Source organism: Myxosarcina sp. GI1 (assembly GCF_000756305.1).
In the GTDB taxonomy this organism is placed as follows: Bacteria; Cyanobacteriota; Cyanobacteriia; order Cyanobacteriales; family Xenococcaceae; genus Myxosarcina.
Genome location: NZ_JRFE01000060.1, coordinates 56,765 through 71,943 on the forward strand (window position 1 = coordinate 56,765; position 15,179 = coordinate 71,943).

Annotated in this window: 16 protein-coding genes; 10 read left to right on the top strand and 6 right to left on the bottom strand. The window is 38.7% G+C overall.

All coding sequences use genetic code 11. The annotated features are described in order from the left end of the window. Positions 1 to 136: 136 nt before the first annotated feature. The gene (locus KV40_RS30235; RefSeq protein ID WP_253274429.1) at positions 137 to 373 is read right to left on the bottom strand and encodes a helix-turn-helix transcriptional regulator; all 237 of its coding nucleotides are present in this window, start codon (positions 371 to 373) and stop codon (positions 137 to 139) included. 322 nt (positions 374 to 695) lie between these two features. Between KV40_RS30235 and KV40_RS30240 the strand changes: the two genes are divergently transcribed. The 7 genes from KV40_RS30240 (at position 696) to KV40_RS32835 (ending at position 6,716) form a co-directional block, all read left to right on the top strand. Beyond that, a complete protein-coding gene (locus tag KV40_RS30240) occupies positions 696 to 1,439 on the top strand; it encodes a hypothetical protein (RefSeq protein WP_036489158.1) in 744 nt (247 codons plus the stop codon). Between the two features lie 56 nt (positions 1,440 to 1,495). Then, a complete protein-coding gene (locus KV40_RS30245; protein WP_052056114.1) occupies positions 1,496 to 2,419 on the top strand; it encodes a DUF5895 domain-containing protein in 924 nt (307 codons plus the stop codon). A gap of 151 nt (positions 2,420 to 2,570) precedes the next feature. Further along, a complete protein-coding gene (locus KV40_RS30250) occupies positions 2,571 to 3,095 on the top strand; it encodes a siphovirus Gp157 family protein (RefSeq protein ID WP_036489161.1) in 525 nt (174 codons plus the stop codon). Positions 3,096 to 3,140: 45 nt separating this feature from the next. Then, on the top strand, positions 3,141 to 3,632 hold the full coding sequence (locus KV40_RS30255; protein WP_036489164.1) for a hypothetical protein: 492 nt from the start codon (positions 3,141 to 3,143) through the stop codon (positions 3,630 to 3,632). Beyond that, positions 3,629 to 3,844 carry a type II toxin-antitoxin system HicA family toxin gene (locus tag KV40_RS37510; RefSeq protein WP_036489166.1) on the top strand — a complete coding sequence of 72 codons (216 nt, stop codon included), beginning with the start codon at positions 3,629 to 3,631 and terminating at the stop codon, positions 3,842 to 3,844. The genes KV40_RS30255 and KV40_RS37510 overlap by 4 nt, the downstream gene beginning before the upstream one ends. Then, positions 3,834 to 4,607 carry a hypothetical protein gene (locus KV40_RS30265; protein WP_036489168.1) on the top strand — a complete coding sequence of 258 codons (774 nt, stop codon included), beginning with the start codon at positions 3,834 to 3,836 and terminating at the stop codon, positions 4,605 to 4,607. The genes KV40_RS37510 and KV40_RS30265 overlap by 11 nt, the downstream gene beginning before the upstream one ends. Before the next feature lie 60 nt (positions 4,608 to 4,667). Continuing rightward, positions 4,668 to 6,716: a protelomerase family protein gene (locus tag KV40_RS32835; protein ID WP_052056116.1), complete on the top strand. Its 2,049-nt coding sequence runs from the start codon at positions 4,668 to 4,670 to the stop codon at positions 6,714 to 6,716. Here KV40_RS32835 and KV40_RS30275 read toward each other — a convergent pair. Next, complete coding sequence (locus tag KV40_RS30275; protein ID WP_156114259.1) at positions 6,711 to 9,182, bottom strand: filamentous hemagglutinin N-terminal domain-containing protein; 2,472 nt, start codon at positions 9,180 to 9,182, stop codon at positions 6,711 to 6,713. The genes KV40_RS32835 and KV40_RS30275 overlap by 6 nt on opposite strands. Positions 9,183 to 9,440: 258 nt before the next feature. Here KV40_RS30275 and KV40_RS30280 point away from each other — a divergent pair, with 258 nt between their 5' ends. Beyond that, the gene (locus KV40_RS30280) at positions 9,441 to 10,178 is read left to right on the top strand and encodes a DUF3386 family protein (RefSeq protein ID WP_052056119.1); all 738 of its coding nucleotides are present in this window, start codon (positions 9,441 to 9,443) and stop codon (positions 10,176 to 10,178) included. 90 nt (positions 10,179 to 10,268) lie between these two features. On the opposite strand, the gene KV40_RS30285 is transcribed toward KV40_RS30280, so the two are convergent. From KV40_RS30285 to KV40_RS30295, 3 genes are read right to left on the bottom strand one after another with little or no spacing between them, the layout of a single operon-like run. After that, the gene (locus KV40_RS30285) at positions 10,269 to 10,562 is read right to left on the bottom strand and encodes a hypothetical protein (RefSeq protein ID WP_036489172.1); all 294 of its coding nucleotides are present in this window, start codon (positions 10,560 to 10,562) and stop codon (positions 10,269 to 10,271) included. 49 nt (positions 10,563 to 10,611) lie between these two features. Then, positions 10,612 to 11,220, bottom strand: coding sequence for a GNAT family N-acetyltransferase (locus KV40_RS30290; RefSeq protein ID WP_052056120.1), 609 nt, complete (start codon positions 11,218 to 11,220; stop codon positions 10,612 to 10,614). A gap of 12 nt (positions 11,221 to 11,232) precedes the next feature. Further along, a complete protein-coding gene (locus tag KV40_RS30295) occupies positions 11,233 to 12,315 on the bottom strand; it encodes a tyrosine-type recombinase/integrase (protein WP_052056121.1) in 1,083 nt (360 codons plus the stop codon). Between the two features lie 128 nt (positions 12,316 to 12,443). Between KV40_RS30295 and KV40_RS30300 the strand changes: the two genes are divergently transcribed. Continuing rightward, positions 12,444 to 13,217 (top strand): hypothetical protein, encoded by a 774-nt coding sequence (locus tag KV40_RS30300; RefSeq protein ID WP_156114260.1) that lies wholly within the window; start codon positions 12,444 to 12,446, stop codon positions 13,215 to 13,217. Positions 13,218 to 13,297: 80 nt separating this feature from the next. On the opposite strand, the gene KV40_RS35450 is transcribed toward KV40_RS30300, so the two are convergent. Next, complete coding sequence (locus tag KV40_RS35450) at positions 13,298 to 13,465, bottom strand: hypothetical protein (RefSeq protein ID WP_156114261.1); 168 nt, start codon at positions 13,463 to 13,465, stop codon at positions 13,298 to 13,300. A gap of 289 nt (positions 13,466 to 13,754) precedes the next feature. Between KV40_RS35450 and KV40_RS30305 the strand changes: the two genes are divergently transcribed. Continuing rightward, positions 13,755 to 14,864 (top strand): AbrB family transcriptional regulator, encoded by a 1,110-nt coding sequence (locus KV40_RS30305; protein WP_036489176.1) that lies wholly within the window; start codon positions 13,755 to 13,757, stop codon positions 14,862 to 14,864. Positions 14,865 to 15,179 lie beyond the last annotated feature (315 nt).

Sequence of the window (15,179 nt, forward strand, 5' to 3'; positions counted from 1 at the left end):
TTAGAGATGCACTTTTGCTGCACCTCTCGTAAAATATAAGTAATCATTAATTCCCCCTTTGGGATATGGTTTGTTTTAAAGCGATCGCTCATCTCGCCAAAGAACAGCGATCGCTTTTTGCTTTTTACCGTCGTTTTTAGTTGATTTTTACCTCAGTATTTTCTTCTGGAACGTATACCAGTAAATCACCAGGCTGACATTTTAGAGCTTGACAATATTTAAAGAGCGTTGAATCTTCCAAGCGGCTCGGCATTACACGTAGGTTCTTATGCTTGCTCACTGTCTTTTCATGAAATCCAGTCAACATTGCTAGTTCCTTATAGTCCATTTCTCGATCTGCCATCAATACCGCCAGTCGCCATTTAATTGGCATACACAACCTCTTTAAAACTTTATTCATAGGCATAATTTTAACTTCAAGTTTTAAAAGATTTTCTGTGCCTGCGACAGACATATCAATCATAGCAATTACTGAGGTAATTGACACACTTGACATTTTCAATCGTAGCGATTAACATAGTAACTGTAGCGATGGATTAGTTCGAGTTTAAAGATTGTTACTTAAGAGTACGAACTACATAAACCTCAACAACTTATCGCTTTTTGTTTTTTCATTAAAAAGGAGAGCAGCATAGCTTTGGACGGCTGCTACTCTCCATACACTCGATTTACATAATCAAGGTACTTTTTAAATCATGACATATACCGCAGCAAAGCCTACAGTATCGCCACTCACTGTAAATGATTGGCACAATCAAAATTCAGAAGCAGACTGCCCGCTCGTTACCATTGAATTTACCCCAGACATCCATCCTTCTGAAACTGAGTACAATTATCCACATCCGAAGTTTGTCTTCAGCGATCGCGTCATTAACAAATTTAATCCTTCTAAAGTTCTTACTATCTGCGCCATAGAACTGATAGAACACAAAACCCCTTCAGGCTTACTACTCGAACAACCCTACTGGAAATACAAAGTCGATGACGGAAGTTGGTACGATGAATCAGTTTTAATCCGCCAATCTGACACCTGTGCTAAATGCACTTATTTTCAAGATTACAACGAGGAAAGAGGTCGAGGCTGGTGTCATCTAATGGACGATGCTACTAGAAGACACCACCAACGAACTAATGACTGCGATCTTAACTCTGAGTCCAGGTCGCTTCTTGCCCTTCCATATTCTAAATACGATTATGGGGATATGGTTAAAATCGTTGACTCCGACGAAGACCACACTGAATGGGCAATATTCGAGATTGTTGAGAAAAGGCACAATCCTCAATGTTATTCCTCTGTTGACAATTACCTGAATGAGTCGGAGTGGTCTTATCAGCTTTCTGCACTCGATAAAAATTGGATAGCTCCTGAATGGGTGGCAGAAAAAGAGCTTTGCTATGCCGAACTTTCTTACACAATCGGTACTACAGAATTATTCTAATTTTCTTGGGGCAACAAAACTCGTTGTCCCTCTCTATTCTTACCAACTTTAAAACCATGAATACCAAATTAGATCCACTCTCAGAATTTGATGCAGATATTGTTGCTAGCAATAGTCTTCCCTACGCTCAAATCCAGAATCCTCCTAATCTCTCTCTCGCTCAGATCGAACAATTAAATCCTCCTTGGGGTTGGTTTATTGCCAATGAACAAGCAGAACTTGCCCAATTTAATCCTGATGATAGTTTTGTACCAATTCGCCTAACTTTTGGCGAAAAAGATACTCGCTCCGTCGATGGCTTTCTGACCAAAAAAGTTCGGCTCTCGATTCTGCATCGTTCCAATATTGAGGTGCAAAGTAAGACTGATAAAGGTTGGCGATATGCGGGACTAGCGTACAAGAGTGGGACAATTACTCAACTTGGCGAACAAACCACTAGCGATCGCAACAATTATCGTCTGCGTACTCGCTATTTGATTCTGTTTCTGGGTACTGATAACCAACCATTGCATCCAATTCCTTTTCGCATTGGCATGAATGCTGGTGTAGGTGCGGCTTTTGGTGATGAAACACGTTTGTTTCGTAATGAGGTTGAAAAAGTTTTCTTTCAACTTCGTAAACTTCCCGTCAAAAGTCTAAGTAATTCGGCTCATGCTTTATTTGCTCTCTCAATGAGCTTTGGCTTACACAAATCCGAAGGTAAAGCTCCCTTTATTTATCCTCAACAACGTATCGCTCCTGCTGCTGAATCTTCTAAAACGATCGCTACCGTCGAACGCAGAGGTCGCCAAGTAGAGCTAGTCCCTTCTAATTTGAGAAAGCTAATCATTCCTAAAAGTTCGGAAGCAGGAAAATTGATTCTTTCTCTTTCAGAAGAACATCAAGGCTTTGCCGATAAATTCCAAGATGACCTTGCTGACGATGCAGATGAACCCGACACCTCGCCCTTTGAAGAATCGCTAGAAGAAGTCGTATTTTAATCCCGACATCATTAGTTAACTCTTAGTTCTTGTCTAGGAGTTAACTACACCATCTGATTCTAGCCGAACAATATCGAAGGCTCGAAGCTCAATTTACCGAACTCAAAACTAAAAGAACCTAACTACGCCAACTTTCACTACCCCATTTTTTATGAATTTACTCGATTTAAACTCAGAACTACAGCAACTTAACGAGCTTATCGATTCAGTAAGTTCTTCCTTTATTCCTCCCGAATTAGAAGTTGCTTTTGAAGATTTACTCAATCGCAAGGATGAAACCGAAGCTGCTTATTTTGACAAGATAGACAACATCGCTGCTCTGATACAGTCTCGGAAATATTGGATCGGAGTCAGACAAAAGGAACTCAAGCGTTTGTCTCGATTGATAAGAAGCGATCGCCATAACCTTAACTGGCTACAATCTTATCTGCTCGCTCATCTCCAGAATAAGGAAATGAACAAGCTCAGAACTAAACGATTCAACTTAACTGTCGCTGATAACGGTGGTAAAAGACCAATGATTATCGATGACATTCCTCCTAGTTCTGTTCCTCATGAGCTTTGTAAGATTCGTCTAGAAGTTGACCGTGATGCTGTACGACACGCTCTTGAATCTGGTCGTAGACTTCGCTTTGCTCGATTGGCATCTCAAGGTAAGCACTTGAGAATTAAGTAGCAGTAGAAAGAATTTATTTACACACCTGAACTTTTTTACCTTGTTATGAATCTCTACGATACCGATTCTAAACTCCAACAATTTTACGAGCTTCTCGAATCACTCAGCGACACTTCTACTATTCCCCCTGCTGTAGCTGATGCTTTCGACAACTTTTTTCCTCCCAGAAAACGTTATAGCATTGATGCACTTGCTTCACTCATCCACTTTTATTCTCAGCAGATTCAGTTTCGAGAAGCGGAAATTTCTCGACATTCTCAACAATTAAAGCGCGAGCGCAATATACATGATTGGTTACAGTTTCGATTAAGCGATCGCCTCCGCAAACAAAGCCTTCTGGAACTGAAGACTCAACATTTCTCTCTGTCTGTTTCACCTACCGATTTAAAGACTGAAATCGATAGTCTTAAAACTCGACGGGACAACCAATACGTTCATTTGAAAATTGACCTTAACGAGCTTAAAGACGCGATCGCTCATGCCGAACACTTTCATTCATCCGAAACCACACCACAACTCCACCTATCTCTCCAATGAAACTTAAAAGACTACAATCACAGTTGAAGAATGCAGGTTTTATTTGCCTAAGAAACCGAGGCAAAGGCAGTCATCGCATCTGGCGACATTCTGTTTGTTCTGTCGTCATCATTCAATCTGGCAAAGTAGGCTCTGATGCCAAACCGTATCAAATCAAAAATGTCCTTTCAGCAATAAAGATTGTCAAGGAGGAAGTCCTCAATGTTCAATAATAATCGACTGCTCAAAAAACAGAAACCTACCGTAGAAGCCTGGATGCAAAAGCATCAAGGAAGGCTAGTCACAATAGTCAATCGAACCTGCAACTATCGAGATGCTGTTGTTGAGTGGTGTGACTGTGTACCACAACCCAACCAAACTACTCTGATTGCAACCTACCAGACTACCTTAGAATTGACTCCAGTAGGCAAAATTCGTAAGGAAGAAAGCCAGAAAGTTAGCGAAAACTTTATTGAAAGCGACGAAGCAGAACTCTTGCCATTGGCAGGAGTAAAATTCGAGTCGATCGCTCCTGCCACTAAAATTCGTCAATCGCTTTATCCCAGAGATAAAGACCGTGTAATATTACCCAAAAAAGCTAAACCAAAACAACTAACTTTGCCTTTAGACCCTACGTCCGCGAGATTGCAACAAATTTCTCTGGAAAATGGCGATCGCACTGTATACTCGACAGACGAATTAATGGCGGGTACGGAGAAATTTTTGTCACTTGAGTTCGGTATGATTTCTTTGCCAAAGCCATTTATAGCTTTACTACAAAGCTATAATTGTTCTCTTGATGAGTGGGAAGCGATCGCCCAATTGAGTCTGGTATTGAATCCCAAGCAGTTACTGCCTATCATAGAGAGCATCCCTCAAATGAGAGAATTAGGAGAATACAAAAGGTTCACCAATCCTGCTGAAATCGAAGTTTCGCAAAAAGTCCAGCGATCGATAATTGCTTCGCAATCGCAATCTATTCAGTTATCCAAATGATCTAACTACCATATTTAAAAAATATGATTTAAGATATGATTATCTATTTTACTTTCATAAATGCCACGTACTTCCAAGCCAACTCTTCCCGAACCGCAGTTAATTAGTGATTTGCAATCTAATATCGCTATTTCGGGATGGGCTACTGTTAGAAGTCAGATTGTCGAGCAGTACGAGCAACGACTGCATAAATTGCAGCAAAGTGGTCTGACGAGCGATGAAATCTCCAAAAAGCGAACCAAAAAACTCAGCAGAAACGAACTAATTTCTCTGGCATTGTGTTTTCTCGCTCATTTAGTAGAACTAAGCCAACAGAAGCAAGATACGGAAGATACGATTCGCCAATTATGTGAAGCAGAAACCGCGCTTTTAGAAGGAGGTTATCCTGCCGCTACTATCGCCAAGAATCATCATCCCCTTTACATCAATCTCATCCGTGATGCGATCGCTAGAAAAGAATTAATCCTTAACCAACAAAACTCTTATTTGCTTCCAGTTCCCGATCGCGATACAGGGGAACTTTCAGATGTTCGTATTCACTACGCTCAACTGTATCTTAAATACGATAATCCTTTTTACGTTAGTCTGAAACGCTCTACTACTACCAACAACAATCTCAAGCAGGACCATCCTCAGCCCGTAATACTTCCACAGTATTCAGACAAAGCTAGAGAATTGTTAAATAGTAAATCTTATCCCGAACTGGCAACGGGGATTGCTGCTGCTTCTGGTCGTCGTTTCTCCGAACTGATTAGAGGTCGATTTTCTCTGCCATCTCCTGCCGATTCTCCCTACCAATTTATTTTTGAGGGTCAGTTAAAGAAAAAGGACAAAGCTCCTGCTTATTCTACTTATTCTCTCGTTCCTGCTGAAGAACTAATTAAAGCGATCGCACGGCTGCGAGCTTTTCCCAAGATTAAACCCCTAAGCTCTGCCAGTATTCGACAAATAAACGATTCAATGAATGCGGCGGTTAACTATCAGGTTCAGCGGCATTTCCAAGATACCAATATTGTTTCAGTTTTACATGGCGAATCTAGAGTCACGATTCAGAATTTGAGAGGTGTTTACGGGGAAATTGCCACTCATTTTTTCTGCCCCAATCGCGCTGCTTTTCCGCGATTTTTATCTTCTTGTTTGGGTCATTTAATTGGCGATGAAGCAATCGCCAACTCAAACTCTCCTTCTACTCAACATTATTTCCATTACTATTTAGTAGACGTAGAAGGCAAACAAATTGACTCGATGGGAGTCATGCTCGATAAAGAAGTTTCACAACCACCTACTACTGAAATAAAATCCGACCAACAAGAGCAGCCGACAACAACTGCTCCAAAACCAAAACGTACTATTCTTCATCTTTACGCTTCTACTAAAGAGCGTTTTCAAACTTTTCGAGGTAAAGATATGTCAGAAAATGATGCTGTAATTGCCCTCATGGATAAAGCCGAACAAGCCCAAGAATTAGAACGAGAGTTAAATGATGCTCGCGCTCGTATTTCTTCTCTTGAGGCTAAATTGGATTCAATCGAAGAACAAAGAGATTCAGTAGAAGTGACTGAAGAATCAGCTTCAGTTGATGATGCCGCTCCTACTCCAGGCTCTAATTTAGTCTCTTCCGATGAAAAGAGCCTGGAACTGGAGAATCCTACCGATACGGTGCTACTTTTGGTTAAGTCTATGTCTCAACTGACCAATAAACTCGACCTTCTTTTAGAGCGTCAGTTTACCTCTTCTAATAGCTCCTCCTCTGATGTTACTGTTCCTCAAGCCCCTGATAAACAGTCCCTTGACCAACAGTCCTCTGACCAACAATCCTCTGACCAACAGTCCCCTGATGATAAACAATTACCTACTGAAGCTATTCTTAATCGGGCGATCGATACTATCATGGCTCACAACAATCGCGCCAAATCTCCTGACGACAAATGGTACATTGGTATTAATCCTTTGAAAGATATTATTAACTCACAAGTGACGATTGTTCGTGTGGTCAAAAGACGCAAAGCTGAAATCGACCAACATCATCAGCAACATAACCTTGATAAATTTCATAACCGCAACTATCACCGCGAACAAAGCTATACCGATTTCTTTGATTTTTCATGACTCGCAGAAAACAGGCATTGCTTTACTATTCTTGGCATTTACCAAAAGTATTTTCCCATCTTCTGTTTCTATCAGCGTATCGGCTGGKATCATGGCAGGCTGTGAAGCGCGATAGCTGTCGGTGTTGGGTGATTTCGTTGCTTCTGGCGACAGTTGAGGTAATCTTTGTACCCCTGTTAGCGTGAAATTAGTACCACTATAATTGGACTCTGGACTACGCGGCAAAGCCCCACTACCGCCAACCGTTAAAACGGTACGGCGATCGCGCCGTGATAGACAGCTATTGGCTAATGCTTCTTCGGTTGCGACAACCTCGACTTCTCTCGGTTCTAGCTGTCCCTGTAGGCTAATTTCGGGACTATTAATATCTATCGTTCCATCAATCCCTAACTCCGAAGTAGCGGTAATATTGCTGTCGGGCGAGACGAACAACACTTCAGTATTAATGGTAATATTACCCCCCTTACCTTCTAAAGCATTCGCATCGATCTTACTACTATCTAAAACTAGATTCTCTGTATTGATACCGATATTACCGCCATCTCCTTCTCCTCTTGCTGTAGCTGAAATTTGACTTTGGTTAAATAAGGATAAGCGATCGCTGTTGAGTCTAATATTTCCTCCCTGTCCCGATGCAGTAGAGGCTGAAATTTCGCTTGTCTTGTCTATATTTATTTCGGAAGCATTGATGCTGAGTTCACCAGCATCCCCAGTAGAATCGGAGTCTACAACTACGCTACTATCGTTTGTCAATGACAGAAAATCTCGTGCATCGAGCTGTATATTTCCTCCCATAGCCTCACCAAAGGTTCTTCCTGAAATTTCTGCGCCATCACTAACTGTTATTTTTTTAGCACTAACAGATAAACTTCCACCTTCACTCTCTCCTCCAGTAGAGACAAAAATACCACTAGACAATTGACCATCATTTGACGTGCCAGAAAAATTTATTTCTTCTACATTAATATTTACTGTGGCACTCTTTCCAGAACCAAAAGTTGCAGCGAAAATTAAAGCTCCGTTTGTGAAAGATATTTTTTCAGCATTAATTAAAACTTTCCCAGAATCACCTTCTCCTGCTGCAATTGCCTCTAGCACAGTTGGCAAGCTTCTAAAATTTCTATTACTAATGGAAGAATTTTCTAAAGAAAAAGCTCCTGAAAATTCTAATGATTTTGCAGATATGCTTAAATTTCCGTAATTTCCCGCTCCAAAACTAGCGATGCTAATATCTGCCCCGTTACTTGCTACTAATTTATTTGTAGCAATATTTATATTTCCTGTATTACCAGTGCTTCCTGGTTCGGCTCTGTTAGCTACACTACTGTATCTAATTTCGTCAGATAAAACAACAAGATCGCTTAGATTAAAATGGTTGGCTCGCACGGCAATATTTCCAGTATCGCCTTTATCAAAGGTAAAAGCATTAACACTAGATCCACCAGTAAGATCTAATTTCTTAGTATCAACTATTATATTACCTCCATTTCCAGAACTAAATACGGAAGAAGAAATACGAGATAAATCTTTTAAAGCAATGCTTTCTATAGCTTTTATAATAATATCTCCGCTTGAAATTACACCAGAGTTATCATTCAAAATTTCTGAAGCATCATTTAGTTCTACAATATTTCCCACGATTTGAATAGAACCATTTCCTTTTCCACTAGTGCTGACTAGAGCTTCATTGCCAATTAGAATATTTTTAAACAACTCATTTTTATAGCTGAAACTCAAATTATTTTTGCTGCTATCTATACCTACTACTGCATTATCAGTAGTGCTTCCCAACTCAATTCTTCCACTAGGTGCTGTCAAATTTCCACCTTCTAAGGTTATTTTTCCTCCTATTAATGCTAAAGTTCTGCCTTCTTTGACAGATAATCCAGAAGAGACTGCTTCAGATGAATCAATTACTTTGTTTACTACTTGAGAACGATTGATAATTTCTCCAGGATTACTACCCATACCCAAACCAATAGGTATCTCAACTGTTAACAGTGGCGGTTTAGACAAATCAGTTGCACTAAAACTCGTATCATCTTTAAATTCGATACTTTCAGCAGTTGTTGCTATGAAAGAACCACCAACATTTATAGCGGCATTTTTACCAAAAACTATACCGTTAGGATTCATTAAAAACAAATTGGCATTTCCATTAGCGCGGATCGCTCCGCTAATATTTGAAATATTTTCTCCTGTTACTCTAGAAAAAATGTTTTCAATATTAGCTGCATTTTTAAAGAAAGCTTCTAATCCAGTAGGAACTGAAAACTCCTCAAAACTATGAAATAAATTGTTTTTAACTGTGTTTCCACCAGTAATTTCTAAAACTTTATTGTTTCGATTTACATCTGTAGAAAGAGTACGATCGGGAACTACCTGAGCTTTAGTTGAAGCTGGATAAATTACCGAACAGATAATAAAAATTGTTTTGAAGACGAGCCAGTGTAAAGAAATTTTCATGATATGAATCAAATACAAAATATAGTTTTTAAAAACTAAATCTAATCTCAATAACCTCTGGTTGAACTAAAAAACATTAGACACTCCAAGTGTAGATTTAAACAAGTGCTATTTTTATGTTAGTTTTAAAATTGACACTAATAATTCTAATTTTATCTGAAAATATACAATCTATTACTAAAATAAACTAACCTTTTTTAGAACGTTTGAGTATACTAAACAACAAAACTAGCAAAATTTAGTTGTCAATTTTTGTAGATGAGAAAGCTAACCATATCTGTTTTAAGTATATTGCTTGCCTCCGTATCAGTTGTAGCTTATCCGAGATTTGTAAACTCCAACGAAACCATTAATAGTACAAATACACGTTCGGCTAAGGCAATTTTTGAAGCGGCATATAGAAATCGTTACACATGGAATCAAAATTTCCCAGGCTACACTGCTAAAGTTTTAGCAAATTATGGTGGAAAAGAAGAGCGTGGAGTTATAACAGTGTATCCTAATTTGGAGGTAGAGGTAAAAGGTATAGGAGATCTAGAAATTGCCAAAATGGTTGAAGATCAAATTTTAATGGAAATTATTCATAGAAGGAATATTCCTTTTGAGCAGCTTCATGGACAAAGCACTTTCAAAATTCAAAAAGAAAATTTTGGGACAACAGAAATCGAGAAGATAGGAGATGATAGTTCTTTGTATAAAGTGAAAGATCGAACCATTATTCAAGTCAATCGACCTATGGGAGAGGAGATGGCGGTTACGGTAGATACTTTAGAAACCACTGCAACACCTGAAGGATACCTATCATCTGAATATCTCGCTACTTTTTATAATCCTAAAACTAATGAAGTAGTAGAAAAAGAGCGCACCATCGATCGCCATCAGAAAGTTGGAGATTACTATTTACTATCCTTTCGCGAAGTTTATCAAAACGAAGCTTCACCCAAATCTGATAATCCTGATATTGCTGTTAGGTATGAAAATTTAAGTCTGTTATAGAATATTCACTTTTGAGAAAGCAATAGATTTAATAATAGCGATCGCCAATATTTGTAATTGTATGTGGCGATCGCTTCTAAAGCTATTGCTCTAAATGTATTTGGCTGAAATAGTTTTACAAACTCTTACAAGACTACTATCAACACTACCTATATTAATTTTACCTTGTTGTTTAAAAACACCGCCTTTAAAATTTATATTTCCTTTAATTAGAGAGAAAGACTTTCCCGCTCGGATAGACAACCCTACTGAACTACTTCTTCTATCCCATCTTAAAAATGGACGATTGCAAGTAATCTTCTTTATTAATTTCGCTAACTGCTCCCATGCTGTCATAAGACTATCAAAAATAAAAATAAAATAAAATTCTAGCCAGGTAGTCATTAAATAAAATAATAGTAAGAATACAGTAATTGAAACTCAATTTTTATCTTTATTTTGGTAAATATTGCATATATGCTAATTGCTTCAATTTTACTGTAGCAATTAATTTAGATAAACCAAACTCTGGTTTCAACAAAAAGGGTACTTTCCACCAGGATATCTGAGTGAAGCCTATTTTTTTATAAAAGTTTTTTACACTGTCACTACTTTTTTTATTACCAAAAGATAAACACAGTAAACCATTACCGCACGATAAGTATAATGGAACACTAGTTTGTTTCATTAAATGCCGAACTAAATATGTTCCTAAACCCCTTTTACGAAAGTTATCATCGACGATTAAACTCTTCAACTCTTGAAAATTTTTATAAGGACGCAATTGTCCACAAGCTATTAATCTTCCTTCATTCTCGATTACCCAAAATCTTGACCAGTTTAATTCAAGAGGATTTAGTCCTTCTTCGCGAACCATTTGTTTGATTCGCTCGGCATCGGTAAAATTAGCTTTACGAAGAGTAGTTCTAGGCGGTAACTCATAAGAATTAGAATCACTTGCTAAATAAGTCATAGTTTCATAACGAATTAAGTTGCTGTAATAACCATAAGTTTTAAAATTCTTGCTAGAGAAAAATTTAGAATATGAGTTTGCTCTTTCCAAAACTCATAACTATCAAAAATCAATCTCAATCCTGGTCGCAGGATTATTCTTTTGAGAATTAAGAGTATGAGTATATATGGCAGTAGTTTTTGGGTCGCTATGTCCCAAAAAATCCTGAACCTCCCTTAGCTCCGAACCACCTCTCAATGCCAATGTACCTGCGGTATGTCGCAAACTATGGGGGGAAAGATTTCGTTCTCCTAAACAAAGGGCTTGCCCGCATGTACTAGCTTCGCGTCGTAAATCTGTGTGTTTTAAGCCACATTTTTCCAGATAGCTATCGACAAGATGAGAGATCCCGCTTCTAGATAATCGTTGACCGTAACGGCGATTGGATAGGGAAATAAACAAGGGTGAGGCTGAGTTAAGCTTTTCATTGTTTTTTTTACAAACCTTCCTATATTCGACTATTTCCTCTGCCAAATCTTTCCTTAACATCACAGTTCTGATGCTGTTTTTGCCATCTAGCTTGAGATAATGTTGACCCCCAGATTCGCTAATATCACCCCAATTAGCCCGATACATTTCGACACTGCGACATCCTTGAAGTGCCATACAGCCCAATAAAATGCGATCGCGCAATACCTGTACTTGTTTGGTTTTATCTCCTCGAATTTTCAGAATAGGAGCGACGCTATTAAATACCTGCTGTAGCTCCTCATGTGTCAAATACTTTATGGTGCTGCCAACTTCGCGCTTCTCTCTTGGTGCTTTTACCCCAATAGCAGGATTATCCTTGACCAGTTTTTCTTGGTTACAAGCAGTGTAAAAATGCTTAATGGATATTAAAGATAATCGAATTGTGGGAGATGTTTTTCCCCCATCAACCAAGTGCTTGCGGTATTCAAGAATATTTGAAGTGGTAACTAAAGCAGGATAAAGCTCTCGCTCTCTACACCAGGAGAGAAACTGAGAAGTACGACTGCGATAGGTTTTAATCGTATCAACGCTAGCATTACCATCAGCAATAGTTAAATTAAGATATTTCTCAAAACAGTCTACCATTGCTTTAACCGTAGGCAGAGTAGAAACTGTAGCCAGATTGCGATGTTGTCGTTGAGAACGCAGAGTATCTTTTAAGTGTCGAATCGGCATAAATTAAAATAGAACACTTAAAATAACACTACAGCAAATTGATAAATTTACTACGAAGAAGCACTGTTATTTACACTAAACGTATTAAAATTAGTGAGTAATTAGATCGGGCAAGGGCATATAGGCAGTTGTATGTTTTATCACCACAGGAGTCGCAGTTAAGGGATAAACTAGAGCATCAGGTACGGACGGGGTTCGTGCTTCGAGGTCAGGCACTGAGGTCGATTGAGCGATTAAAACTGTATCGCGATCGCTACGACGATTTTAAATCTTACTGCGAGTCAGTTTTTGGTTTTACAATGCTCTACATCGAGCGTTGTATGAAAGCTGCCGAGACTTACTATTTTATAGAAGAATATTTAAAGACCAATGGTCTAAACGACCCCTTACCTACCAAACAAAGGCAACTACGACCAATTTTTCAAGCCCATTTAAATCCGATTGAAACTGGTGAAGTTTGGGTGATAGCTGTCAGTTTAGCGATGGGCAAAGTACCACCAGCTATTATGGTTAAAGAGGCAGTTAAAGCTTATCTCAAACAGAAATATCCTCCTGTTAATCCTTTTTCTCCAGGGGAAATTTGTCGCATAACTTCGGAAGTTCCAGGTAAGAAAAATTGTTGGTGTGTCGTAGCAGAGTTAAGGAAAGATGAGTGCGTTGTAGATACCTGGGACGATCGATTTGTCGTTTCAGTAGAAGACCTCGTACCTCTGAAACTCAACCGCGCCGAATCAGAGCAAATGCTAGATTGGGGGGCGAGAATGTCCGCTTTATCTGAAGTAGGAAACCTGGACGAAGCTGCTATATGGTTGTTAAAGGGACTAGAAAAGCTCAATCGTTCCCAACTCAATTCTTTAGAGGAACAGTTACTCCAAGTATTGGAAGAATTTTATCTATTCTAGGACCAGCCCTTTCAAAGTGTCTGTTTTCAGGTCTGATTTTAAGATAAAATTTTAGCTGTAGAAACATGAGGCTTCTTGGTTTAACGAGTTTTCTTATCCCACTTTTTAGTTTTTTTCGTAAAGCGAGGGTGAGACACAAAGACGGCTAAATTAACTTTAGTTGCCAAATCTTGCAGGATTTTGGTCAAATAAATCAAATTTATCTGGTTGAAAACTTGCCATTTTGGTAGAGGAATCGCAATCATCATGACAAGATAAACATTATTTCAACTACAGTTGAGAAGAGTAACTCTTTGGCATAATATTGAGTTTTGGTACTTTTTTTAAATAACTCATCCAGTTTTTGAAAAGACAGAATTGTTTCGAGCAGTCCACAAACCATTACCGAAACAGGGCTTTATTCTATAAAACGTTCAAATACTTGCCCTAAAATCATTTTGGCTATTCCTCATCTGTCAACTGTATTTTTTTAGCTAACTATAATTTGGGATGATTTACAACACCTTGAAAGGGCTGCTCCTAGCACCGATTAAAACAATGACTCAGTTCGCTACCAGGTTTTCAATCTTTATATCAAACATAATTTTAGCTTGGTTTTTGGGTGTAGCGATCGCGCACCTTGGTTTGGGAAGTGTAGCTTGGATTTTTGGTGGCATGGGTGCAGGAGTAATTGGAGCTAAAGCTTATCAAGCTGTTGCCAAAAAAGTCTTAAAACCTAACAAAATTAGTAGAAAAATTGGACAAGCTATGGTGGGTTTATCTATTGGTTTTGCGATCGCCGATAGCGATTTACTAGCTGCTTCTTCTCGGTTGCCACTGTTTATCTTTCTCAGCTTATTTATGCTGGTCTGTGGCAGTGGCATCGGTTATTTTTATGCTCGTATTAGTCAAATCAATTTACTAAATGCCATGCTAGCTACAGTACCTGGTGGTGTGGCGACTATGTCTAGCTTTGCTGCCGATTATGGTAGAAATGTTTCACAAGTAGCAATGGTGCAGACACTACGAATTGCCAGCGTGATCTTAATTATTCCTTTGATTGCTGGAACGTTTGGCACTGCTGTAAATACTACTGCCTCTTTCTCTTTAGCAGACTACAAAATAGACAGCAATCCTGTCTATTCATGTCTATTACTTTTGGCAATAATTGGAGCATGGTTGGGAGTCAAAACTGCCTATAAATTGCGGATTCCTGCTGCTTCGTTTTTTGGCACTTTAATAGTAGGAATAGTTTTCAAAACAGCGATCGCTTATTTACCTTTTGATTTGGATTTTAATCCCCCTGAAATTATTAGTTTAATCGGTCAGATATTATTAGGAATTACTGTCGGAGAAGCGTGGAGCAATTGTGCAAATATTCAGCGAAAAAACCTATTTTACGCCACACTTTCTGTAGCTTTAACTATTGTCAGTGGATTTGTAGCTGCTACGATCGCCACTCTGATTACTTCCTGGGATTGGTTAACCTGTATGCTAGTAACGGCACCTGGAGGCTCGACAGAAATGATCCTGGTCGCTCTAGCATTGGGACATAACCCAGAAATCGTTACAGTTGCCCATTCCGTCCGCCTCATGGCTCTCAATTTATCTTTACCGTTGTGGATCTTTTTATTTCGCTATTGGGAAAAGCGGACTATTAGTCATTAGTCATTAGTCATTGGACACAAAAAATAAAGGATGAAGGAGGAGGGACAAACGACAAACGACAAAAACTTGACTTTTACAAAAAGTTTTAAATATTAAGTGATTCTAAATATTGAAGACGAATATAGGGATTGGTAGCGGAAGCTACTAAAAATATGGACAGTAAAGAGTTAAGTTTTTGATACTAGCAATTGATAGCAATTGTTTCCAATAACAGTAGAGCATTGTAGCGATCGCGAAGCATAATTCATAAGTTTAAATGCAATTGCGCTCCGCGTCACCCTCAGAACGCAAAAACACACTACTTAAATTCCTGAA

What these genes read in the sequence shown, in the direction of transcription:
- KV40_RS30235 (WP_253274429.1), bottom strand. Translation starts at nt 373, where the DNA reads ATGCCAATTAAATGGCGACTGGCGGTATTGATGGCAGATCGAGAAATG.
- KV40_RS30240 (WP_036489158.1), top strand. Translation starts at nt 696, where the DNA reads ATGACATATACCGCAGCAAAGCCTACAGTATCGCCACTCACTGTAAAT.
- KV40_RS30245 (WP_052056114.1), top strand. Translation starts at nt 1,496, where the DNA reads ATGAATACCAAATTAGATCCACTCTCAGAATTTGATGCAGATATTGTT.
- KV40_RS30250 (WP_036489161.1), top strand. Translation starts at nt 2,571, where the DNA reads ATGAATTTACTCGATTTAAACTCAGAACTACAGCAACTTAACGAGCTT.
- KV40_RS30255 (WP_036489164.1), top strand. Translation starts at nt 3,141, where the DNA reads ATGAATCTCTACGATACCGATTCTAAACTCCAACAATTTTACGAGCTT.
- KV40_RS37510 (WP_036489166.1), top strand. Translation starts at nt 3,629, where the DNA reads ATGAAACTTAAAAGACTACAATCACAGTTGAAGAATGCAGGTTTTATT.
- KV40_RS30265 (WP_036489168.1), top strand. Translation starts at nt 3,834, where the DNA reads ATGTTCAATAATAATCGACTGCTCAAAAAACAGAAACCTACCGTAGAA.
- KV40_RS32835 (WP_052056116.1), top strand. Translation starts at nt 4,668, where the DNA reads ATGCCACGTACTTCCAAGCCAACTCTTCCCGAACCGCAGTTAATTAGT.
- KV40_RS30280 (WP_052056119.1), top strand. Translation starts at nt 9,441, where the DNA reads ATGAGAAAGCTAACCATATCTGTTTTAAGTATATTGCTTGCCTCCGTA.
- KV40_RS30285 (WP_036489172.1), bottom strand. Translation starts at nt 10,562, where the DNA reads ATGACTACCTGGCTAGAATTTTATTTTATTTTTATTTTTGATAGTCTT.
- KV40_RS30295 (WP_052056121.1), bottom strand. Translation starts at nt 12,315, where the DNA reads ATGCCGATTCGACACTTAAAAGATACTCTGCGTTCTCAACGACAACAT.
- KV40_RS35450 (WP_156114261.1), bottom strand. Translation starts at nt 13,465, where the DNA reads ATGATGATTGCGATTCCTCTACCAAAATGGCAAGTTTTCAACCAGATA.
- KV40_RS30305 (WP_036489176.1), top strand. Translation starts at nt 13,755, where the DNA reads ATGACTCAGTTCGCTACCAGGTTTTCAATCTTTATATCAAACATAATT.